The sequence below is a fragment of the Paracoccus pantotrophus genome (assembly GCF_008824185.1).
GTDB classification, from domain to species: Bacteria; Pseudomonadota; Alphaproteobacteria; order Rhodobacterales; family Rhodobacteraceae; genus Paracoccus; species Paracoccus pantotrophus.
On the sequence record NZ_CP044426.1, the window covers coordinates 1,631,868 to 1,653,854 of the forward strand.

Genomic DNA, 21,987 nt, shown 5'->3' on the forward strand with positions numbered 1-21,987 from the left:
AGCACGTGGGGGCCGCAGGGAAAAGCCTCAGCGGGCGAAGGTTTCCGCCACCAGCTCGGCCGGGCGGCACAGCCGCACGCCGCCGGGGCCGCAGACGAAGGGACGCTCGACCAGCAGCGGGTTCTCGACCATGGCGGCCAGAATGTCCGCATCGCCGGCATCCAGCAGACCGCGCGCCTCGGCATCGGTGCCCTTGACCCGCAGCGCCTGGCGCGGGGTCACGTCGGCGGCGGCGAGCAGGCCCAGAAGCTGGGCGCGGGTCCAGCCCTCGCGGGCATAATCGACGATCTCGGGCCCGTACCCGGCGTCACGGATCATCTGCAAGACCTTGCGCGAGGTCGAGCAGGTCGGCTTGTGATAGATGGTGATCATGGCGCGACTTTGGCGCGGGCCGGCCGGGCTTTCAAGAGCGTTCGGAAACCGTCAGCCAGACCCCGCCATGCGGCCGAAGCGTCAGGATCATGCGCGGCTGCGGCTGGCGTGCGGTCAGTTCGAAGCGCAGACGCGCGACCAGCGTGGCCAGGATGATCACCGCCTCCTGCAAGGCGAAACTGGCGCCGATGCAGATCCGGGGACCGGCGCCAAAGGGCAGGAAGGCAAAGCGGTCGCGGGTCACGCCGGGGGCGAAACGCTCGGGGTCGAAGCGGTCGGGATCGTCCCAGAGCATGCGGTGGCGATGCAGTGCATAGATCGGCAGCATGATCGTGTCGCCCGGCCGCACCTCGCGCCCGCCCAGCGTGTCGTGGATGCGGGCAGTGCGCGACAGGAAGGCCGCGGGCGGATAAAGGCGCAGCGCTTCCTCGACCACCTGCCGGATATAGGTCAGGCGCGGCAGATCGGCGGCGGTCGCCGCGCGACCGCCCAGCACCGTGCCCGCTTCGATGGCGGCGCGGTGCTGGACCTGCGGATCGAAGGCCAGCAGGTAAAGCGCCCAGGCCAGCGTCAGCGCCGTCGTCTCGTGCCCGGCGACGATAAAGGTCAGCAGGTTGTCACGCAGCTCGGCCGGGGTCATGCGGCGATGGGTCTCGGGATCCTCGCCGGCCCGCAGCAGGTCCAACAGGTCCGGCACCGCACGCGGGCCCGACCGGGCGCGGGCCTGGATCGCCTCGTCGGCGACGCGCTTCATCCGCCGCAGGTCACCGCCGGAAAACAGCCGGCCGGGGCGCGGAATCCAGCCGGGCAAACCCAGGATGTCCAGCACCGAAATCCGCGCCGTGCCGGCGATATAGGCGTCGATGGCCTGGTGCACCGCGTCGCGGTCGAAACCCTCGTCGCCGGAAAAGGTCACGTCCGAGATCACCTCGAAGGTCGCAGCCACGGTCTCGGCAAAGACATCGACCGGGCCGTCGGCCGCCGCGAGCCGCTGCGCACTGGCCTCGGCGGCAGCGGTCATCACCGGACCCAGCGCCTCGACATGGCGTTGGGCAAAGGCCGGGGCGGCGGCCAGGCGCTGCCAGCGCCAATGCGCACCCTCGGCCACGAACATCGAATTGCCGATGGCGGGCTCCAGGATCAGCCGGGTGACGAAGGATTTCGGATAGTCCTCAACCCGATCCTTGAGCACCCGGCGCAGCGCCTCGGGGTCCATGACCATGTGCCAGCGCTTGCCGGTCTTGCCCGAGACCATGGGCTGACGGGTGGCAAGGTCGGGGATCAGCTCCAGCACGTTGCGCCGCGCGGTCATGGCGCTGGCGATCACCCCCATCGGCTTGTGGTGCAGCGGCACGCGCACAGGATAGCGGTTGGGCGGGCGATCGGGGGACATCAGCGCAAGACCTCGCCGGCAGGACCGAAGCTCCCGGCTTCTTTCTTGTCAAAATATCCTGGGGGAACGCCGGCCCGGCCCCTTCGAGGGGCCGGGCCGGTGTGGGGGCAAAGCCCCCCTCTCCCTCCAGCATCCGGGCATGAAAAAACCCGCGCCGGGAAGAACGCGGGTTTTCTCCGTTTCATCCGCCCGCCCCGATTCAGGCGGCGGCTTTCGCCTGCGCCACGACGGCCGCAAAGGCCTCGGGCTCGTGGACGGCCAGATCGGCCAGAACCTTGCGGTCCACCTCGATGCCCGCTTTCGCCAGCGCGGCGATGAAGCGCGAATAGGTCATCTCGGCATCGACGGCGCGGACGGCGGCGTTGATGCGCTGGATCCACAACGCGCGGAAGTTGCGCTTGCGCGTCTTGCGGTCGCGGGTGGCGTATTGGTTGGCCTTGTCGACGGCCTGGGTCGCGGTGCGGAAGTTGCGCGACCGGTTGCCGTAATAGCCTTTCGCCGCGTCAAGAACCTTCTTGTGGCGGGCGTGGGTGATCTTACCCGATTTGACTCGTGCCATGTCCGGTTCTCCTTAGCGGTTGTAGGGCATGTATTTCTTGACGATCTTCGCGTCCGCATCGGACAGGATCATGGTCCCGGTCACGTCGCGGATGAATTTCGTCGAGCGCTTGATCATGCCGTGGCGCTTGCCGGCCGGGCCGGCCTTGACCTTGCCCGAGGCCGTCATCGAGAACCGCTTCTTGGCGGCCGATTTGGTCTTCATCTTCGGCATTTTACTCTCCTTGCGGTCAGAGTGAACGCGCGACTCGGCAATGCCATCTCGGCCGGCCGCGCGGGTGGAAGCGTGCCCTATAAGCGGACACGCACGAATTGGCAAGGGTTATTGACCCTCGGCCGGCGCCTCGCTTTCGCCTGCATCTGCGGCGTCGGCGGCAGGCTCTTCGGCCGCGGGCTCTTGCGCCGCCGGGGCCTCGGCCTCGGGCTCCGCCGCTTCGGGCGCTTCGACTGCGGGGGGTTCGGCCGCGGGTGTGTCGGCCGCGGGGGCTTCGGCAGCCGGTGTCGCGGCTGCATCGGCGGCCGGGGCTTCCTCCGGCGCCTCCTCGGCCGGGGCCTCGGGCGCGGGCGCCGTGACCGGGTCGGTGCCGGTCGTCACCTCGCCGCTCACCAGCCGCTGCCAGCTTTCCTGCAGGGACTGGATGCCGAAGGGCCGCTGATCGAGCCAGCCGCCCGCCAGCAGCAGCACGATGCCCAGCACCAGCAGGATCGCGGCGCCTCGGGGGGCCTGCGTGCGCGCCACCGACAGGATGGCCAGAAGGACCGAGAGCGCGCAAAGCGCCACCCCGGCCAGCAGCAGGATATCGATCATCGGATCACCTTTCCGTTGCGGATCTCTTTGAACCCGCGCCTTATTCCGGATCGGTACGATAGATCAAGCGCTCATCGCAGGGCGCGATGCGCAGGATGTTGGTGGTGCCCGGCACGTTGAAGGGCACCCCGGCCATGACGACGATCTGGTTCGATTCGTCGGCAAAGCCGAAATCGCGCGCCGCCTTGGCCGCATTGACCACCGCCTGCTTGAAACGCTCCAGCGAGGGCGTCTGCACGCAATGCGTGCCCCAGGTCAGGCACAGCCGGCGCAGCGTGTCCTGTTCCGAGGACATGGCGACGATCGGCACCCGCGGCCGCTCGCGCGCGGTCAGGCTGGCGGTGGTGCCCGACTGGGTGAAGGCGCAGATGCAGGAGATGTCGGTGGTCTCGGCGATCTCGCGCGCCGCGGCGACGATGGCATCTGCCACGGTCTGGCGCTTGGCGCTGCGCGAGCTTTCGATGATGTCGCGATAGGTCGGATCGCTTTCGACCGAACGCGCGACATTGTCCATGGTGGCGACCGCCTCGACCGGATAGGCGCCGGCCGCGCTTTCGGCCGAGAGCATCACCGCATCGGCGCCCTCGTAGATGGCGGTGGCCACGTCCGAGACCTCGGCGCGGGTCGGCATCGGGCTTTCGATCATCGATTCCAGCATCTGCGTGGCCACGATCACCGGCTTGGCCGCCGCGCGGCAGGCGCGCACCAGCCGCTTCTGGATCGGCGGCACGGAATGCACCGGCAGTTCCACCCCCAGGTCGCCGCGCGCCACCATGATCCCGTCCGAGACCTTGAGGATCTCGGAAAACGCGCGCACGGCGGCGGGCTTTTCGATCTTGGACAGGATGGCGGCGCGGCCCTTGGCCAGTTCGCGCGCCTCGATCACGTCCTCGGGGCGCTGCACGAAGCTCAGCGCCAGCCAGTCCACGCCCATCGCGCAGGCGAATTCCAGATCGTCGCGGTCCTTTTCCGACAGCGCCGCCAGCGGCAGCACCACGTCGGGCACGTTCACCCCCTTGCGGTTCGAGATCGCGCCCCCCGCCGTCACCGTGCAATCGGCGAAATCCGCGCCGCAGGCTTCGACCCGCAGGCGGATCTTGCCGTCGTTGACCAGCAGTTCGGCGCCCGGCTCCAGCGCGGCAAAGATCTCGGGATGCGGCAATTGGACGCGGCTGGCATCGCCCGGCGCCGGATCCAGGTCGAAGCGGAAGGCCTGCCCATCGGCCAGGTCGTGCGGCCCCTGGGCGAAGGTGCCGACGCGCAGCTTCGGCCCCTGCAGGTCGGCCAGCACCGCGATGGGCCGGCCCGATTCGGCCTCGACCCGGCGGATGATGTCATAGCGGGCGCGCTGTTCCTCATGCGTGCCGTGGCTCATGTTCAGGCGAAACACGTCCGCGCCGGCCTCGAAAAGGGCCCGGATGGTGGCGAAATCGCTGGATGCGGGGCCCAGGGTTGCCACGATCTTGACCTTGCGATGCCGTCTCATCCGTCTCTCCGTGCATGTTTGCGCTATCGTCGCTGCTGTTATGGCCTATCCGGGCGCCTGCGGCAACTGGTGCTTGGTCCGGCGATTGCCTAAACCATGCTGCGGAAAGGCGACAGACGAATGACGGCACAGCCCTATTCAACGATCGGAGAGGACCGGCCCTCGCGCTGGCTGATCACCTGCGACCATGCGACGAACCGCGTGCCGGGCTGGATCGGCGGCGGCGACTTGGGCATTGCGCCCGAGGACATGGCGCGCCACATCGCCTATGACGTGGGCGCGGCCGGGCTGACGCGGGCGCTGGCCGAGCGGCTGGACGCACCGGCGATCCTGTCGGATTTCTCGCGGCTGGTGATCGACCCGAACCGGGGCGAGGACGATCCGACGCTGGTGATGCGCATCTATGACGGCACGGTGATTCCCGCCAACCGCCACATCGACGCGGCCGAGCGGGAACGGCGGCTCGACCGGCTTTACCGCCCCTATCACGAGGCCTATGCCCGGCTGGCGGCAAAGCATCCGCGCCGGGCGATCTGCGCAATCCACAGCTTTACCCGGCAATTGCGCGGCCGGCCGCGCCGGCCCTGGGCGGTGGGGGTGCTTTATTCGCATCGCGACAAGCGGCTGGGCCCCGCCCTGGTGCGCGAATGTCGCGACCTGGGCTGGATCACCGGCGAGAACGAGCCCTATTCCGGCCACCTGGACGGCGATTCCATCGACCGCCATGCCCTGGCGCAGGGCCGACCCAACGTGCTGATCGAGGTCAGGAACGATCTGATCGCCGATGCGGCGGGCCAGCAGCTCTGGGCCGACCGCCTGGCCGATGTGCTGGCAGGCTTCCTGGACCGGCGCGGCGTCTGAAACGGCTGGGTGCAGGCGGGGGATGACGGGCGGCCGCCTTGTCGATGGACAAGGCGATTCCAGGACGAAGGATACGGGACATCTGAATCGAAGAATGTGGGAATACCCGCCTGAATGCGTGGGCTCGCGGAAAAAGGCTTTGATTGCCAAGGCTTGATGGCCCTTGAAGGTGCTGCTCCGAGGGGGGCCGGGGACATCAGAAATGAAGGATGGTCGCCGTCGAGGGGCGGTCGGCCGTGTCTTGGCCGGATTGAAAGGGCCTCTCGAAAAACCCTTTCGAAGCCTTCGAGAACCTATCAAGTCCCCGCAGAGGCTGGGCCTCCTGCATGAAGGCCCTTTTCAAATCGGGCGTCCGCAGGGGCGATCCGAGGGTCGCGAACAATCAAGTGACTTGACTGTCTGGCAAAACCCTGACGGAAGGGCCGAAACACCAGCAAAACAAGGGCCTTCTGCGCTAATAGCACCGCACAAGGGACACCGCGGACAATCAAGTAAAATTCAGCGGCCCGACCCGTACCCTCGTCAGCGAGGTCTATGATGTCGAGGCAGTGAACGCCGCCGTCCTGACCAGCAAGCTGCTGCAGTTCGCCAACGGGTCGATGTACCAGGAGGACGGCGCCCACATCTGGGTTCACGACGAGAAGTTGAAGGCGCTGGTTGATCTGCACGACGAGGTGAACGGGACGCCGATGCTGGTGGCCTAGGCCCTTCGTTCGCATGGTATCGGCAGGATGTTGATACCATGATTCTGTCTAGGATGCCCGCGAACGAACGTGAGCACCCGAGAACGACAATACCCGTAAACACCCTGAAATTAAGGCGTTTTTGGGTTACTGCGAACGTCTGCGAAAGGTGTTCTGGTAGGCCCGGAGGGCGTGCCAAAATCGAACAAGAACAATGTGCTATCCGGTAAACTCGGGAATGAACGCCTCTAAAATTTTCAGACGCTTACGGGGAGAATTGTAAACTCATTCCGGGCACTGAGCCGCATCAGGAGCACAAAGCCCGCCCTCGGGACTGAACCGAGAGCGGTCTATGCATCGACTAGGCAAGATCAGCGCGGCGTAACTGCCGGCACCCCCATCGCCTGGGCCGTGATCAGCGCGACCGCCGCGAAGGCGGCGCCGACCGTGAGGCCGGCAACCAAGGAAGCGGCAAGCGCCGCGTCATAGTGCGAGCGCACTACCTCACCCCCCATCTGGCGAAGACCGCGCCGGAGAGGCCTGCGGCCGCGACCGCGGCGGCGATCACCGTCTCGACGTTGATGGTCAGCATGTGCGAGGTGGCGTCATAGGAGACGCCCCAGCCGCCCAGCAGGCCGGCCAGCATGGTGAGCAGCGGCGACAGGACATAGATCGCCATGCGGACGAATACGGAATTCATGGATCAGTTCTCCTTGAGAAGAGCGGCCCAGGTCTTGGGCCCGATGACGCCGTCCTGTTTGAGGCCGGCGGATTTCTGGAAAGCGACGGTGGCGGCGCGGGTATTGGCGCCGAAGATGCCGTCCACGCCCTTGGTGTCGAAGCCGCGCTCAGTCAGCCGTTGCTGGGCGTGGCGCACCGCATCCCCTCGGCTGCCAAGGCCGATCTTCGGGCATGCCGGCGCCAGCGTGTCCGGGATCGCCTGCCATTTCTTGAACGCCGCGGCGAGCTTCGTGTGATAGCCATGGGTCGCGTATCCTGGGCCGTTGTAGCCGCGGGCGAAGCCGGACCAGTCATGCCGGCGCAATTCATCGTCCAGCCCCTCCGAGATAATGAAGCCGATCATCGCCTCGAGGTGGGCGACCTCGCTGTGACAGAACGCCTCGACCATGTCGCCGGGCGTCGCAAAGCCGGCAGCCTTGTGATTGTCGCCGAGGATCTGGCCCAGGCCCCAGCTGGCCGAGCGCAGCGCGGCATTCGTGTCGATCTTCATGGCCAGCGCCAGGCGCGGATAGCTGTCCTTCGGATATGGCGCGCTGCCCCACCGCTGATAGGCCAGGCCCGAAGCCTCGGCCGTGGCGCGCTTCTGCCCCGGCCCCAGCTCGCGCCAGAACACATGCGGCTCGAAGAGCATCTTCGGCCGGCCCTTGCCGTCGAAGCCGCCGCCCGAGGTCTCGACCTCGATCACGGCGCGGATTTCATCCTCGCCAGCGCCGATCAGCCGCGCCGTGCGCGCCACGTCGATATCGGTGAGCCGCGTGGCGCGGCCCTTGAACCCTGCTGGGATCATGCGTTTCTCCAATGAAAAAGCCCCGCGCGGGGCAAGGCGATGGGTGGGATGTTCCACGTTCATTCGCGAAATGGTCCCGGTTCTAAACTGACCGGTTCGGGAACGATCTGGGTCGGTTCCCGGATGTTCTCGCTGGCAGCTTTCCGCCAGCGCATGTTTTTGTGATGCAACTGCCGCTGGGGCCAAAGCTATATTGCTCTGTGAATTCTACGGAGCACGAACGATGAAACTGGCACCGATGCTGCTGACCGCCTTGACCGTTGCCACCTTTGGTTCGGCCCCGGCCGTCGCCGATCCTGGACGCGGGCATGGCAAAGGCGGGCCCGCGCGTCATCACGACGACCGCGGCCACAGGGACAGCCACCGCGCGCCGGTCCGCTATGTGACCGATTGCCCGCCCGGCCTCGCCAAGAAGAACCCGCCCTGCATTCCGCCCGGTCAGGTCGGCAAACGTTACGGCACCCGGGTCGGCGATACGCTACGCATCGGCGATTACCTGTTGATCCGCGATCTGGACCGGTACGGCCTGGAGCAGCGCCGGGGGTGGAACTACTACCGGGACGATGGCCGGATTTACCGCGTCGACAGCGGCACCCGGAAGATCCTCGCGGTGCTGAACCTGATCGACGCCTTCGCGAACTGAGAGAGGCCGGGCTTCAGGCAAGGCGCGGTTCCCGAAGGCCGGGAACAGCTACGACGCGACGATTGCCGCGCTGGAGGGGCTGGCGGCAGAGCTGGGCGTTTACGGTGCCCTCCGATTGACCCACCAGCGCTCCAGCGCCGCGCAGATGCCGCGCGGGCCGAGGTAGGACAGCACCGCGATCAGCGCCACGGTCTGCGGGTCAGTCAGTTCCAGGTATTCGCCAGCGCCATCACCGATCAGCGCCATCCCGATGGCCATCGGAAGCTCCCAGATCATGAACAACCCGAAGGCCGGGCGGCGGCGGGCCCGGACCTCGCCGGCATGCCACATCAGGCGACCGACGACGGCAGCGACCATGGCCGTCCCTGCCCCGCCGATCAGTTTCTGCATGGCCTCGATCAGGCCGGGTTCAGGGGGTGTATCCATCGTCTCTCCATTTGCGCATAAAAAAATCCCGCCGAAGCGGGTGCAGGTCATGGGTGCCGTTAGCTCACCCGACGATCGACCGATCATCGCTCCGCAGCCAGTGCAGGCCGTCCGAGAATGCCAGGATGGACCCGCCGGGCGCATCGCTGACATAGATCGGCCCCGGCCCCTTCGATGGGTCGGGCAAGGTGCTGACCGTCACGGTGGGCACCGAGAAACCGACATTCTCCAGCGGCCGCTGCGGAGAGTTTCCGCCGCCGCCGATAAAGCCGCAGGTGATCTTGCCCGCACCCTTGACCTTCAGCGCATCCCGGAAAAGCTCCTGCGTGGCGTTGCCGGAGATGTGATGAATGCCCTCGACATTGACCAGCGCCCCGTCTGCGTTGAGGTCCATGCAGATCGCCGGGAAGTCATACCTGAGCACCGCCGAGATGAACCCGAAGTTGCAGACGCTCTTGTTGCCGGTGATCATGATGCGGCCGGTGTCGTTGCCGACCGACATCTGCTCGAAAGCCCCGTCCAGATGACCATACCAGTTATAGAGATAGCCCTGGATGCCCGACTGCAGGGCATGGACCTCCCAGCCGTCGTTCATAGCATTGCCGTGCAGCTTCATCGAGGCGCCGTCCGTCCGGGTGCCGGTGGCCACGAGGGCGGTGCCGGAATACCGCTCGATATGCAGATCCTTGAACTTGAAGTCGTTGGTGAACTCGTTCACCTCGCCGACCTTCTCGTCCCCGAAATCGAACACCGGATCGAAGATCAGTTCGGTCAGAGCCACCGAACGCCCTGCCTCGTGGTCGAGGGTGATGTTCGGTCCGTTGACCGCGGCAACGCGGGTGACCAGCGGCAACGGCTGTCCCTGCCAGTCCTGATCGGCGCCATGGACATAGACCCGGCGCCCCTCATCATCAGCCGTCAGGACATCCGCCTCCAGGACGAGGATATCGCTGCCCTGAGCGATGGTGCCCCGGACATGCCCAAACGTCGCCCGCGCCGAGGGGAAGCCTGCCTCTGCGACGGCCTCGGTGCGGATCTCGGTGGGGCTGATCACCTCGGCGATCAGGAAGGCCTGGCCTCGGCCGTCGCCGATCAGGTTGAGATATTTGCCCTCCATGGCCGAGGTGAATGCGAAATCGCCGCCGTCCGCCGTGATGCGGTCGCTGCCCAAGGTCATGTTGAAACGCTGGTTGAGCGGGATCTCGAACGGCGCGAAATAAACCCCGCCGCGCCAGGAGGTGATCTCCGACAGATCGACGTTCCAGCATTTTGACAGCACGGCATACGAATGGTCGGCCGTTCCCCAGTTACCCTGCGCCGTGAACAAGATCCGATGCATCTTCAGCCCCGAGGTGAAGCGATGCTCATACAGCGGGGCCTTGTTGCCGGCGTCGCTCGACAGCATGAAATCGTAGAGGTCGATCTGCATCGAGCGGATAGACGGCGTGATCGGATGCGTCGTCTTTAGGCCAGCGGACCGGCGATCCGGGTTGCTGACATAGAACCCGCAGGTGCGGCAGCCGTCGCCCATGATGGAAAACGGCTTATCAGACCACAGGTTCACCGAGGTGAGCTGGTACCAGAAACCGCCGGGCAGCCAGCCGCAGGCCTGGTTGCGCTTGAGCCAGTCGAGCCAAGCCTGAACCGGAACCGTATCGTCGGTCGCCGGGACGCCTGGAGTCTTGTCGCCCACGGCGCCGAAATGGATCGGCGTCGGCCGGCCCTTGGGTGCCCATAGCGCGCCATCCGCGGTCATCAGGCAGGACTGATCGGGATCGTCCGTCCGGGTGACCTCCAGCACCAGGTAGCCATGCCTGAACGACAGGGTCCGAACGCCCATGGGGATGCCGACCGCCAGCAGGGCGGCGCGGGACGGGAACACGTAGTTCGCATAGTCCAGGAAGTGCTGGACCGAGACACCGGGCTCGGTGGTCGAGACCTGCGCGGCGATGGTGGCCGTGCCGGCGCGGCGCGACCAGGTGTCGGCATAGGTTTCGCCGCCGCCATCTGCCAGCGCGGTCAGGATGTCGCCCGGGGCGAAGCTCACGCCATCGACGGTACCGGCGCCGGTGACGTTCCACTGATCGCCGGCCTCGATGGGCGATGCATCCGGCCGGGCAGCCGGGAATGCGCCGCTGGAGGCGTCCCAGTCCCCGACGATCCGGGTGCCGGACTCGAAGGAGGTGATCCGGTCCTGCAGCTCGGCGATGTCGGCGATGCGGGCATTGTCGCGCGCCGCAACATCGGCCCGGATGCCGTCATCTGCGACTTCGCGCGCGCCCGTTTCGGAGACCAGCCCGATCTCAAGCTCGCCGATCCGCTGGACCAGATTCGGCGGCACCTCGGGCGCGTCCTCGTTTAGCACGCGATAGACGTTCCAGCCCACCCGGGCGAGGATATAGGTGCTGCCCGCCTTCAGCGCCCCGGCCGGCAGCTGCGCCCCCGATTTCGAGACGATGGGATAGGCGGTCTCGGAATAGGTCGAGACCACCAGCCGGGGGCTGGCCGGGCTGTTCACATTCGGGGTGAACAGGAACTTGTTGTTGTTCGATGCCGAGCCGATCAGGAATTGGGTTTCGGATGCAGCGGCCACGGCCGCGGTATAGGTGTCATCGACCAGCGTCGGAGCGGTCAACTGCACGAGGCCGAAGCGACTGATCGGATAGTTCGATGCCAGCTGCGTCTCGACGCCCCAATAGGGTGCGGTCTCGAACAAGGGCGACACCTGCGAAGACGGCGACCGGATTTGCAGGAACCCCTCATAAGCGATGTAGATCTTGCCAAGGGATGCCGGCAAAGACGCCTGCCCGTAGCTGATCGCATTCGCAACCGACGAGAATATCTTGCCGCCCTGCGCCTGGATCGAGGGAATATCCGTAGAATCCAGGTTGCTGTTGACCACGCGCCACCCGGCAGTCCGTCGCGCCAGGATGAAGCTGACGCCCGGAGTGAAATATCCGGCAGGCAGGTTGCCGCCGCCCTTGAGCGAGAAGACCTGCACCTGCGCGCCGCCGCCGATGGACAGGTAGACCTGGCCTTCTTCGTTGGCGAGGGTCGGGATGTATTCGATCTTGGCGATCGATGACAAAGCGGCGAAGGGCACGCCCAGGTCGGCCGTGATGTCATTGCCCGTGCCGGCGATATTGGTCAGGCGCATCGTACCCGAGGTTCCGACGACAGAGGTCAGATCGGCGCGCGCTGTCCCGCCCGCCGAAACGCGCCAGCCCCCACCGCCCCGCCTGTCGAGCGTATAGGCCCGCCCCGAAACGAAGTAGCCCGCGGGCAGCCGCCCGCCGTCCTCGGTGCGCAGGATCCGCGGCTCATCTCCCGAAACGTGCAACGTCACGTCCGTTTCGGCATCGTTGGTATTGGTCTCGGCCGGGATATAGCGAACCGACAGGCTGCCCGTGACCGTGACGCCGGCGGCGACGGCTGGGGCCGCAAGGTCGGCGGTGATCGCATTGCCAGTACCGCCGATATTGACCAGCGGGATGATCGAGCCAGCCTCCAGCGAGCCCCGCAGGCCGTTGATGTCGGAAGCACCAACCGATTCCGACAGCCGGATGATCGCGGGATCGTTGGTGTAGATGTAGCCCGTATAGCGGAAACCGCCCACCAGGTCGCTGGGCTGGAGATCGCCGCCAAGCCGGCGCTGGATCGTATAGGCAGTCCCGCCGATAGTGATGACCGGATCCGCACCGGTATTGGTGAACGGCCAGCGGAAGCGCAGCAGCTGACCCGCATTGAGCGAGATGTGGGCCTGCGCGGCCGGGATGGTCGCCACCACCAACTGCGCCGTGCTCGCCTCGGTATCGGTCTGCAGGGCAAGGACGTCGCCAAGGTTGCTGATCGACTCGACCAGAGCCCTGTTGGGTATGCGCACGAGGACGCCCCAGCGGGGCGCGGTTTCGAACAGCGGATCATCCTCGGTCTGGCCCTGGCCGCGCATGACCAGGTAATTACCCTCGAGCGTGATGATGCGCCCCAGCGCCGCGGGCAGACTGTCCTGGCCGAAGCTCACCGCTTCGGCGCGGTTGGTGAAAATTTTGCCGCCATTGGAGACCACCCAGTCGACCATTCCCCAAAGGCTTCGCACCTCGTTCTTGTCGACCGCCTGGCCGTTCACATAGGTCGCGTTCGCATCGCTCTGGAATGACATGCATGCCTCACATGAAAAAGCGGCCCCGAAGGACCGCCGGTGTTTGCTGGATTTGCGCCTGGTCAGGCGGGATAGTTGCCGACTTCGACCGGGTCGGACGCGACCTGGGATTGGTTTTCGGACCGCAGCCAGTATCGGCCGCCAGACGGCGGAATCGGCGCGGTCATGGTGACCTGGGAGGACTGGTCATAAGACCACTTGACCAATGCCGCAGAGCCGAACGGTGCGCCGGGTGCAGCACGGTAGAGCCCGGTGCGATGGTAATTCGCGCCAAGATCGACCGTAAACATCACGACCAGATCATCGCCGGCGCTGCCGCTGGCCGAGAGGACGACTGGTTCGTCAGGCGGATTGCCATTGGCCACCACGTCAACGCCGATCACCTCGACGGGCACGGACTGCATGCGCAACTCCCGGCCTCCCGAACTGTTCTCGTAGCGTCCGAAGAACACCCGGAAGTCATATTCGGACAGGTCGCCGAGCGGCATGGTGCGGAAAGAGAAACCGCCGCCCGACGCGGCCTCTGCGATCATGTCGGTCCAGGCGAGCGGGCTGCCGGTGCGACGGAACTGCGCCATGAGGTTGTCACCCGCCTGGGCGGTCAGCGTGCCCTCGATCCTGATATAGGGCGGCCCGTCATTAGTGATCAGCGAGACGCTGGTGATCGCAGTAGCCCGCCCGGCCGTACCCCGATCCACGGGGGTCAGGATCGCCGGCGGCTCGCCCTCCTCCTCGGCCGTCCAATCGAAGGAGGCCGGGTCGGCCTCGATCAGATCGACCGTGACATTAGTGCCGTCGAAGGCCAGGTTATCGATCCAGAACGGCACCCCCGCCAGGCCGAGACGCGGCAAGTTGACCCTTACGACCCGCTCACCGATCAGGCGCAAGCCAAAGGCGCGGAGCTTGATGGTCATCCTGCGATCCGGATTCATGCGCGCAAGCATTTGCTTGCAGATATGTGCCGCCTGGCCATGATGCTGGACAGCCAGCAGGTCCACGCCCTTGGGCTGCCCCTCGCCCCATTTTGCGATCGCATCGGCGTCCTCGACCGGATCGGCAGTGGCTTCCTGCCAGCGCACCTGCGGCGCGACGAAGGTCGGCACCAACGTGGTGACCCGGTTGATGCGCTCGGTCCCGGCGCCATATTCCATCTCGACGATGTGACGCTCCTCGATCGTAACCGTCGGCGCGCTCCAGACGCCAGCCGCGACCGCCAGCTTGCCCTCCGGCGTGATCCAAGCTCGGCCGCCCATCGCATCGAGGAGCTTCTGCGCCGTGTCCTTGAGCGAGTCCGACAGGGCGTAGCTGATCCCGGATTGATATCTGGTGCGGGTGCCGCCATCGGTCGGGACCAGAGCGTTGCAATCCGTGCGCGCGACGCCAAGCAGAGCCAGATCGATGTCGTTCGTCGTCAACGCGCCATAGGCCGGATTGGCCATGACATCCGACAGATGCACCGCAGGGTTGCGGCCATTGATGGTCGATCCATCGGCCGCCCAATAGGCGCCGGCGCCTTGGATCAGGGCCGATACTTCGGGCTCACCGCCGCCATAGATTTCCGCGATGTCATTGCCGCCAACCGCGTCGAAGGTGGCCAGGATCGTGCCCACGCCCCGCAGGCGGTGGTTCACGGTCCACTGATCGGGAAAGGCGGCGCGCAGCTCGGGCCAATCACCGCCGTCCCACTGGTCCCCCTCGACCCCCTTGCGGAACTGGAGTCGGATACCGGCCCGGTTCCACGGTTCGGAAGTCACCCATCCGTCCGCGTCTACATCGACCGGGTCACCATCGAGATACCACTGATGGACCGCGTCCATGCCGCCCTCGGCGACCGCGATCAGCTTGTAGAGGCGGCGCTTGCCGATTCTCCATTTGATATTGTCCCACCATCCGCCGGGCGGTTCGGTAAAATCCCGCAGGTTCGCCCAGTCCCAGAACATCACGGTGCCGCTGGCGCGGACTCGGCCCAGATGACGGATACGCTGGGCATTGCTGGATCGCAGTTCGGTTTGCAGCTCCTGCGGCCGCGGCCCTTTCGGAGCCGTGACCTTGGCGACGGCCATGTTGATCGCAAGGCCCACGGCGAGCTTCAGCAGACTCGCGCCCACCGCGCCGGCGGCGCTGGCTCCCGTCCAGACGGCAGCGAGCCATCCTCCTACAGCTGGCATTCAATCACCCCAGATTGCAATAGCCTGGGCGCGCACCATGGCAACGCCGCGGGGCGTCCTGATCAGCCAATGGCTTCCAGACCAGATGGCCGAGACCTGCCGGCCCCGAAACTCGATCACGCCGATATCGCCCTCGGCTGGGGCACCCTTGCGCGGCAGCGGAATTTCCGGGCTGACCAGCGCGACCAGATCACCACCCACCAGCGCGTCGGCATCCTCCTCGCTGCGGCACCTGCCGCGATACCGGGCCGCGAAATCCACGCCCCAGCGCACCAGTCCCCAATCCGCGACCCAGAAAGTGCAGTTCTCGGCGGCCCAATCCCAGGGCCGCGCGGCGGTGGCCTCGACAAAGGCCGCTAGCCGATCAGCCATCCCTTGATCTTCTTGCCGACCAGCGAGGCCGCATACTGACATCCGAGGTCGCCCGGATGACGGCGCTGCTGGTCGCGGTCGGTATATTCGCCGAGGGGCGTGTAATTCCGGGTGGCGGCGATGGTTTCGGCGCGGACGCGGATCTCGGCCAGCCCGGCATTCTCGCGCGGCTTCACATCGACGATCCGGCCGGCATGCATCACGATGGCGTCGTGCGGGAAGCCTCGCACCGCCCAAAGCTGCCGGACCAGCTTGTCCGACCAGGACGCCGGGTTGTTCAGCGCCTCATAGGCCAGATCCTCGCCCTCCTTGTTGCCGACGTTCCAGACCGTGTAATAGGCCGGGTTGGCATCGAAGGGATTGGCCGACAGGCTGAGCGGGTCAGCGCCGATCCAGCCCATGCAGGGCTGCCAGACCTGGCCTGCGAAGGTGAGCGGCGCCTCCGTTTCGTTGAGGTAATACTGCACCGATCCGAAATGCAGGTGGAACAGCCGGACCAGCGGCACCACTTCGGGGTCGCTTTCTAGAAAAGCGGCAAGCTCTGGGCTCATCTGTCGAATGCCTCGATGAAGGAAATGGTGATGCTCTGACCCCATTTGAGCATCTCGCGGGTCCGCTGCCCCTGCATGTCGTCGATGAACCGACCATAGAAGCGCGGCGGGTTGGTGGTCAGGGCGGTGCCGGATGGAATGGCGCGGCGCGCGGATGGTTCGAACTTGACCCAGCCGGCGGCGTTGCGGCGCACCACGCGGTAAAGGAACCCGTTGACCGAGAACATGTCGCCGATGCGCAGGGAGGGCCGCACCGGGTTGGTCAGGTCCACATAAAGCTCATTGTCCCCGGCCGCGACCGCGGCCGAGGTCAGCAGCGGTTGCGTGCCCGCCGCCGGGTCGGTGAAACCTGTGCCGTCGCTGAACCATGTTCCATCGCTGAACGGGGTCTGCACGGGGCTCACGCGCGGGCCATATTTGTAGGGATCGCAGATGCACAGGTTCGCCACGTTGTAGCGGCCGCGCATTTCCGAGACCAAGGCCTCCAGCTCCTTGACCCTGGTTCCGTCGAAATCCCGCGGGATGGTGATATCCACCCGCCAGGCGCCCATGCCCGGCGCGAGAACCTGCGCAACGCCGGCCAGATTGGCACCGGCGTCGCGCGAGGTCCACTGGATGAAATAGCTGACATCCATCGGCCGGGTCAGGCTGCACGGCCAGGCGATCACTTCGGGCATCAGGCGTACCGCTCGTTATAGCTGGGCAGGTGCTTTTGCAGCATGGGCAGGAAATTCCTCTCGTATTCCTGCCGAGCGGCAGCCATTGTCATCCCCAGCTCGGCCTGGGTGACGCCGGGCGCGATGCTGATGTTCGGCGCGAAGGTGGCGTTGACGGCCGTGCCCCGCGGCGCCGCAGCGCCAATGGGAATCTGCGGAAGCCGCATCATGGGCATTGCCGCCACCCCGCCATCGGCAAGCCCGGGGAGACGCGAGCCGCGGCGCATGGCTTCGACAACGCCAACGCCCCCGGCGCGGCGCACATCGTCCTGCGACCAGACCACCTCGCCCTTGTGCACGATGCCGGCCGGCTCGTGCTTGCCGCCGGGGCCGGTATAGCCGCCGGATGACCAGCCGCTGAAGATCGCGCCCACGATGCCGCCGAGCAGCCCCTTGCCGCCACCGGCCGAGGACCATGCGCCCTCGTTGAACAGCGCGGCCTCGAGCGCGGCGCGCGCGAACATCTTGCCGACATTGGCGAGCACGTCGGCAAAGCTTTCGCCGGCCAGGACCGAATCCAGCAGCCCCTGTTTCACCTGTTGCTGCGTATCCGCCATCAGCTGCTGGGCTTCGGCCGCCTTGCCTTCGGCGATCGCCCGTTCGTTGGTGGCGATGATGTCGGCCTTCTTCGCCTCGCCAAGGGCCTCGATGGCCTGCTTGTACGTCATCGACCCATCCGCAAGCAGCGCGTCGAGATCGACATTGCGCCGCTTGGCCTCCGCCAGGAGGGTCATGACAACACGCTGGCGCTCCGTTTCGGCGGTCACGGCGGCGATGGCACGCGCCTGCGCCTCTTCGTCCATACCGGACGCCTTGATGGCAGCGATCTGATCGGCCTGTTCAGAGGCCAGCCGCGCCGTTTCCCTCTCGGTCAGGAGGTTCTGCGCCAACTGCTCGCCATATCGCCTGGCCTGTTCGGCGAGGCGCTCACGAGCCTTGATCTCCTTGTCGAGATCCTGCTGGACCTCAGGATCAACCCGAGAGATGGATTGCCGGCCCCAAGCCTGCTGGATGAGCGGCGCCGGCACATTTTCCAGTCCGGCCCAGACCTTGCGGATGCCTTCCACGTCCCCCGGCTTGATCTGGCGCAGCAGTTCCATCGCCAGCCGGTCCTGCAACTCGGGCGTGAACAGTTCGTCGCCGGTCAGCTTGAGCCGCTTCATCAGATCATCGAGGGTGGAGCCGACGATCTGATACCGGCCCAGAGCCGACGATCCGGCACCGTTGCCATAGAGCGCCCGGTTTTCCGGCGTTTTCATCGATTCCTGCAAGGCGCGGATTTCTCGCAGCGTCATGTTGACCAGATTGCGCGAGCCACCGGTCCAGCGCCCGTCGTCGAGCGTGGCATTATAGTCGCCGCGGCTTTCCCGCTGCGCGATCAGATCGAGGATGCCCTTGTTCGCAGCGGTTCCGGCCTGCCCCCATTCGCGGAGATTGAGCCCCGTCCACTGCTTGATGGCGTCATTGATCGTACCCCCGAGGCCGCCGGCCAGCTCCCGCATCCGCTTGACGCTGGCCTCGAAGGTGCCGTCCATCTCGGCAATGGACTGCCGTACCGCCTGAACTTCCTTGTCGATGGCCTTGATCACGCGGCCATAAGCCTCGGCCTGATCCTCCTTGCCGGCTTTGACCGCCTCGGTCTGGCTTTCCTCGGCAAGGCGACGCTCATCGGAAAGCTTTTTCAGCTTCTGGGTGTTCGCATCATAGGTCGCCAGCAGATCCTGCTGTGCCTCGCGGCGTTGGCGGTCCGCTGCCGCAAGCTGATCGGCAGCCGAGGTGATCAGCGTGTTCAGCGTCCCCATCTGCTCGGGAAACTTCTGTGCCGCCGCCTCGGCGCTCCCTGAAATCTGGATCAGCACATCGCGGAAATTCTCGGCATCCTTCTGCACAACCTCGATGCTGTTGCTGGTCTCGAGCCTGCGCATGGCCATTTGCAGCAGCCCGACCTGCTCGACGCTGGCACCGGTTGCCCGGGCGAGTTTCCGGGCCTGCGCCTCCTGAACGGCGGACCATTCAGCATCCGAGAGCCCGGGGGCACGAGACACAGCCTCGCCGGGGAACACCGTGCCAGCAAACGTCCTGGCCGATCCCAAATCGAAGGAGGTCCGCAAAGGCAAACTGCTGCCTTGGGTCGGCGCGCATACCTGCATCGACTGGTCGCTGCCGTGCCCGTCGATCTTCGACACCTCGGCCGAGGTCATGGCCAAGCACGGCCTGCGCGCCGTGCGGCCGCTGGCGAAGAACACGATGGCCCGCGTGGCGCGCGGCATGGGCCGCTATGTGATCGAAGCGGAATCGCCGTTCCTGGTGAACCTGACCCATGGCTGCCGGGTCGAGGACGTGGCCCAGCCGTTCAGGACGATCACCGGGGCGCACCGCGGCGAAAAGGCCGTCGTGGTGCCCAGCATGATGAGCCTGAAAGGGACGGATCGGCGCGACAGCCCGATCACCGCCCCGAATCCGACGGTGCTGGCCGGCGGCGGGCAGAGCGTGCTGGTCGCCCCCAGCATCCAGCGCTTCAACGGCGGCGCGACCGGGCAGGACATGCGCGACCCCATGGCCACGGTCACCGCGAACAGCTGGATCAAGAAGCCGGGCGGCGCCGCGCCTCTGGGGATGCTGGCGCCCTATCTGGCCAGCATCGCGCACGGTGACAGCGGCGGGCGGCGGGAATATCCGCTCACCGATCCCCTCGGCACCGTCACGGTCGGCGACATCCAGCACGCCCTGATCGCCCCGGTGCTGACCTATGCCCAGCAGGGCGGCGGCAACCGATCAGCCGAGGACCCGCACCACACGATCTGCGCCAGCAAGAAAGACCAGAACAGCCTGATCGCCGCGACCATGGTGCATGTCGGCAATGGCGAACGGGCCGGGCAGAAGCCCCGGGCGCTGGACGTGCGCGCGCCGCTCAACACGGTGGTCGCGGGCGGGGTGAAGCACTATCCCGTGTCCGCGTTCCTCGCCCAGCACAACAACGACAGCCGCCGCATAGGTGGGGTCAATCCCGGGCGTCGGGCGGATGATCCGATGGCGACGGTGACCGCCACGGGCAGCCATCAGATGCCAGTCGCGCCCTTCCTTGCCAAATACTACGGCACCGGCGACGGCGCGCGGACGGACGAGCCGATGCACACCATCACGGTTAAGGACCGGATGGCGCACATGCAGGCCGAGCTGGCCGCGCCGCCCTTCGCGCCCGAGCATCATACCCGGGCCCGCCAGGTGGCGGAGTTCCTGCGCGAGCATGGCACCTGGGATGGCGGCGAGTTCGTCACGCTGGAGATCGGCGGCGCGTCCTATGTCGTGATCGACATCGGCATGCGGATGCTGACCCCGCGCGAGCTGTTCCGCGCCCAGGGCTTCCCCGACGATTACGTCATCGAGGGCGTCTGGCGCGAAGACGAGGCAGGCGAGTGGCATTGGCAGCCCTTCGCGAAGGACGTGCAGGTCAGCTGCTGCGGCAACAGCGTTTGCCCGCCCATCGCCGCCGCCATCGTCGGCGCGAACTGCCAGCACATTGCGATCGAACAAGAGAGGAGGATGGCGTGATGGCATTGTTCACCGTCAATAGCAGGAAAGCAGCCGCGCTCGCCATCGAGCTATCCAAGGCGAAGCGCGAGGCCGCTGGCCTGAAAGCACAGCTGGATCAGGCCATTCGTGATCGCGACGAAGCCCGAACCGAGCTGGCGAAGGTGAAGCCGCCGGCCTACTGCAACTTCTGCGGCAAGGACCAGTATGAGGTCATGCATCTGATCGCCGGACCGAAGGTGTTCATTTGCGACGAGTGCGTGGACCTGTGCACAGGGGTCGTCCGTGAGGCGCGCGAGAAGGAGGGATAGGATGGGTAAGCACGAACCAGCTTTCGCGCCGCGCCTGCTGCCGGCGCCCGAGGCTGCGCATTACCTCGGGATCAGCGAGACCACGCTGCGCGGCCTCGGCCTACCCCGCCGGATGCTGGGGGGAAAGCGGCTCTATGATCGCATAACGCTTGACGAATACGCGTCCGGCCTTCCTGTTGAGGGGGAGGTCGATGATGACGAGGTCAGCAGGTGCGACAAAATTTTCGGGACGTGATGCTTCCTCGTGTGCACAGGGTGAAAAAAGGCGGCAAGGTCTATCGCTGGCATAGACCGACGCGAACGAAGCTGCCCGACGACATCCCGGAATCGCATCCCGATTTCATAGCCGCATGGGCGGCGGCTGACGCCATAAAGGGCAAGCCCCAGCCGGCCGACCCGAATGGGACCATAGCCGCAGCCATCACCATGATGCTGGGATCGGCCCATGTCCGGGCATTTTCCGCAGTCTACAAGCACGAGGTCAGGCGCGAGGCGGATGCGATTCGAAAAGAGTATGGGACAGCCCCAGCCGCCGGCTTGCGGGAGCATCACATCACCGCAGACCTCGCCAAGCTTGAGCCCCGGCGCGCCAATGCGCGGCTGAAGGTCTGGCGACTCATCTGCAAGACGGCGAAGGATCGGACCCTGATGAAGTCGGACCCATCAGCCGGCATCCGAAAGATCAGCATCAAAACTGATGGCTATGCCGCATGGTCAGCTGACGACGTGGAAAAGTTCCGCGACCGATGGGCAATCGGCACCGTGCAACGCGCCTGTTTCGAGTTGGTGTTCTGGACCGCGGCGCGCACCGTGGATGCGGTAGCGATCGGTCGCCAACATGTCGGGCGCGATGGACTGCTGGTCTTCAAGCAAAGCAAGACGGGCGGGCGGGCGCATGTGCCATGGACATCGCCGCTTCCCGATTACGCGAAGGGCTGGGACCGCGAGCGCAAGGCTGTCCGAGAGGCCGTCGCGGCGCTCGCCGGGGATATGACATTCCTGCAGACGGAGACGGGGCGTGCCCGCAGCATCAAGGGCCTGGGGAACGTGATAAACGACGCCGCGCGGGATGCAGGCCTGGAGAACCGCACCGCTCACGGGCTGCGGAAGGCCAGGCTGACGATGATCGCGGAATGCGGAGGATCGGCTCACGCGATCATGGCCTGGGGCGGTCACAAGACGCTTGCGGAAGCCCAGAGATACACCCAGGCGGCGGAGATGAAGCGGCTCGTTCTGGGCACGGAACAAGAACAGAACGAAGTAAACCGGCCCATGGCGGCTGTAAACCGGACGTAAATCCGTTTGATTTCAACGCTCTACAAAGTTCGTGGTAGGCCCGGAGGGACTCGAACCCCCAACCAAGGCGTTATGAGCGCCCTGCTCTGACCATTGAGCTACAGGCCCCGAACGGCGTCACCATT

Annotated in this window: 22 protein-coding genes and 1 tRNA gene; 7 read left to right on the forward strand and 16 right to left on the reverse strand. The window is 65.9% G+C overall.

From position 1 onward, the window contains the following. Positions 1-27: 27 nt before the first annotated feature. The 6 genes from ESD82_RS18565 to pyk form a co-directional block, all read right to left on the reverse strand. Entirely contained in the window at positions 28-372 is a 345-nt protein-coding gene (locus tag ESD82_RS18565) for an arsenate reductase family protein (protein ID WP_024843603.1), read from the reverse strand. A gap of 31 nt (positions 373-403) precedes the next feature. Then, a complete protein-coding gene (locus ESD82_RS18570; protein ID WP_147427658.1) occupies positions 404-1,765 on the reverse strand; it encodes a cytochrome P450 in 1,362 nt (453 codons plus the stop codon). A gap of 199 nt (positions 1,766-1,964) precedes the next feature. After that, positions 1,965-2,324 (reverse strand): 50S ribosomal protein L20, encoded by a 360-nt coding sequence (gene rplT / locus ESD82_RS18575; protein ID WP_011748559.1) that lies wholly within the window; start codon positions 2,322-2,324, stop codon positions 1,965-1,967. A gap of 12 nt (positions 2,325-2,336) precedes the next feature. Further along, the gene (gene rpmI / locus ESD82_RS18580; protein WP_024843601.1) at positions 2,337-2,537 is read right to left on the reverse strand and encodes a 50S ribosomal protein L35; all 201 of its coding nucleotides are present in this window, start codon (positions 2,535-2,537) and stop codon (positions 2,337-2,339) included. A 108-nt stretch (positions 2,538-2,645) separates the two neighbouring features. Further along, on the reverse strand, positions 2,646-3,131 hold the full coding sequence (locus ESD82_RS18585) for a hypothetical protein (RefSeq protein ID WP_114669538.1): 486 nt from the start codon (positions 3,129-3,131) through the stop codon (positions 2,646-2,648). A gap of 40 nt (positions 3,132-3,171) precedes the next feature. Then, on the reverse strand, positions 3,172-4,617 hold the full coding sequence (pyk, locus tag ESD82_RS18590; protein ID WP_024843599.1) for a pyruvate kinase: 1,446 nt from the start codon (positions 4,615-4,617) through the stop codon (positions 3,172-3,174). A 120-nt stretch (positions 4,618-4,737) separates the two neighbouring features. Here pyk and ESD82_RS18595 point away from each other — a divergent pair, with 120 nt between their 5' ends. Both ESD82_RS18595 and ESD82_RS21880 read left to right on the forward strand, forming a co-directional pair. Beyond that, a complete protein-coding gene (locus ESD82_RS18595) occupies positions 4,738-5,478 on the forward strand; it encodes an N-formylglutamate amidohydrolase (protein WP_147427657.1) in 741 nt (246 codons plus the stop codon). A 548-nt stretch (positions 5,479-6,026) separates the two neighbouring features. Next, positions 6,027-6,182 carry a hypothetical protein gene (locus tag ESD82_RS21880; RefSeq protein ID WP_155984340.1) on the forward strand — a complete coding sequence of 52 codons (156 nt, stop codon included), beginning with the start codon at positions 6,027-6,029 and terminating at the stop codon, positions 6,180-6,182. Positions 6,183-6,660: 478 nt separating this feature from the next. Here ESD82_RS21880 and ESD82_RS18600 read toward each other — a convergent pair whose 3' ends face one another. Together ESD82_RS18600 and ESD82_RS18605 are read right to left on the reverse strand one after the other, a co-directional pair. Beyond that, positions 6,661-6,861: a hypothetical protein gene (locus ESD82_RS18600; RefSeq protein ID WP_147427656.1), complete on the reverse strand. Its 201-nt coding sequence runs from the start codon at positions 6,859-6,861 to the stop codon at positions 6,661-6,663. A gap of 3 nt (positions 6,862-6,864) precedes the next feature. Continuing rightward, positions 6,865-7,689: an N-acetylmuramidase domain-containing protein gene (locus ESD82_RS18605; protein ID WP_147427655.1), complete on the reverse strand. Its 825-nt coding sequence runs from the start codon at positions 7,687-7,689 to the stop codon at positions 6,865-6,867. A gap of 223 nt (positions 7,690-7,912) precedes the next feature. Here ESD82_RS18605 and ESD82_RS18610 point away from each other — a divergent pair, with 223 nt between their 5' ends. Continuing rightward, positions 7,913-8,332 carry a hypothetical protein gene (locus ESD82_RS18610; protein WP_116220829.1) on the forward strand — a complete coding sequence of 140 codons (420 nt, stop codon included), beginning with the start codon at positions 7,913-7,915 and terminating at the stop codon, positions 8,330-8,332. 99 nt (positions 8,333-8,431) lie between these two features. Here ESD82_RS18610 and ESD82_RS18615 read toward each other — a convergent pair whose 3' ends face one another. The 7 genes from ESD82_RS18615 to ESD82_RS22040 all read right to left on the reverse strand — a co-directional run bounded on the left by ESD82_RS18615 (position 8,432) and on the right by ESD82_RS22040 (position 18,925). Then, positions 8,432-8,758 carry a phage holin family protein gene (locus ESD82_RS18615; protein ID WP_147427654.1) on the reverse strand — a complete coding sequence of 109 codons (327 nt, stop codon included), beginning with the start codon at positions 8,756-8,758 and terminating at the stop codon, positions 8,432-8,434. Positions 8,759-8,822: 64 nt separating this feature from the next. Next, complete coding sequence (locus tag ESD82_RS18620) at positions 8,823-12,917, reverse strand: hypothetical protein (RefSeq protein WP_147427653.1); 4,095 nt, start codon at positions 12,915-12,917, stop codon at positions 8,823-8,825. A gap of 62 nt (positions 12,918-12,979) precedes the next feature. Beyond that, positions 12,980-15,085: a phage tail protein gene (locus tag ESD82_RS18625; RefSeq protein WP_147427652.1), complete on the reverse strand. Its 2,106-nt coding sequence runs from the start codon at positions 15,083-15,085 to the stop codon at positions 12,980-12,982. Continuing rightward, a complete protein-coding gene (locus tag ESD82_RS18630; protein WP_147427651.1) occupies positions 15,086-15,457 on the reverse strand; it encodes a DUF6950 family protein in 372 nt (123 codons plus the stop codon). Further along, positions 15,442-16,008, reverse strand: coding sequence for a hypothetical protein (locus ESD82_RS18635; protein ID WP_147427650.1), 567 nt, complete (start codon positions 16,006-16,008; stop codon positions 15,442-15,444). Before ESD82_RS18635 ends, ESD82_RS18630 begins: the two co-directional genes overlap by 16 nt. Continuing rightward, positions 16,005-16,685 carry a hypothetical protein gene (locus ESD82_RS18640; RefSeq protein WP_147427649.1) on the reverse strand — a complete coding sequence of 227 codons (681 nt, stop codon included), beginning with the start codon at positions 16,683-16,685 and terminating at the stop codon, positions 16,005-16,007. Before ESD82_RS18640 ends, ESD82_RS18635 begins: the two co-directional genes overlap by 4 nt. Then, positions 16,685-18,925, reverse strand: coding sequence for a hypothetical protein (locus ESD82_RS22040; protein WP_244314549.1), 2,241 nt, complete (start codon positions 18,923-18,925; stop codon positions 16,685-16,687). The genes ESD82_RS18640 and ESD82_RS22040 overlap by 1 nt, the downstream gene beginning before the upstream one ends. Between ESD82_RS22040 and ESD82_RS18650 the strand changes: the two genes are divergently transcribed. From ESD82_RS18650 to ESD82_RS18665, 4 genes are read left to right on the forward strand one after another with little or no spacing between them, the layout of a single operon-like run. Next, positions 18,924-20,276 (forward strand): DNA cytosine methyltransferase, encoded by a 1,353-nt coding sequence (locus tag ESD82_RS18650; RefSeq protein WP_244314550.1) that lies wholly within the window; start codon positions 18,924-18,926, stop codon positions 20,274-20,276. The genes ESD82_RS22040 and ESD82_RS18650 overlap by 2 nt on opposite strands. Then, positions 20,276-20,566: a ClpX C4-type zinc finger protein gene (locus ESD82_RS22705; protein WP_147427646.1), complete on the forward strand. Its 291-nt coding sequence runs from the start codon at positions 20,276-20,278 to the stop codon at positions 20,564-20,566. Before ESD82_RS18650 ends, ESD82_RS22705 begins: the two co-directional genes overlap by 1 nt. Position 20,567: 1 nt before the next feature. After that, positions 20,568-20,801 (forward strand): helix-turn-helix domain-containing protein, encoded by a 234-nt coding sequence (locus tag ESD82_RS18660; protein WP_147427645.1) that lies wholly within the window; start codon positions 20,568-20,570, stop codon positions 20,799-20,801. Further along, positions 20,801-21,862 (forward strand): site-specific integrase, encoded by a 1,062-nt coding sequence (locus ESD82_RS18665; protein WP_244314551.1) that lies wholly within the window; start codon positions 20,801-20,803, stop codon positions 21,860-21,862. The genes ESD82_RS18660 and ESD82_RS18665 overlap by 1 nt, the downstream gene beginning before the upstream one ends. Positions 21,863-21,894: 32 nt before the next feature. Here the strand turns inward: ESD82_RS18665 and ESD82_RS18670 are convergent. Beyond that, a tRNA-Ile gene (locus tag ESD82_RS18670) sits at positions 21,895-21,970 on the reverse strand. Positions 21,971-21,987: the final 17 nt, after the last annotated feature.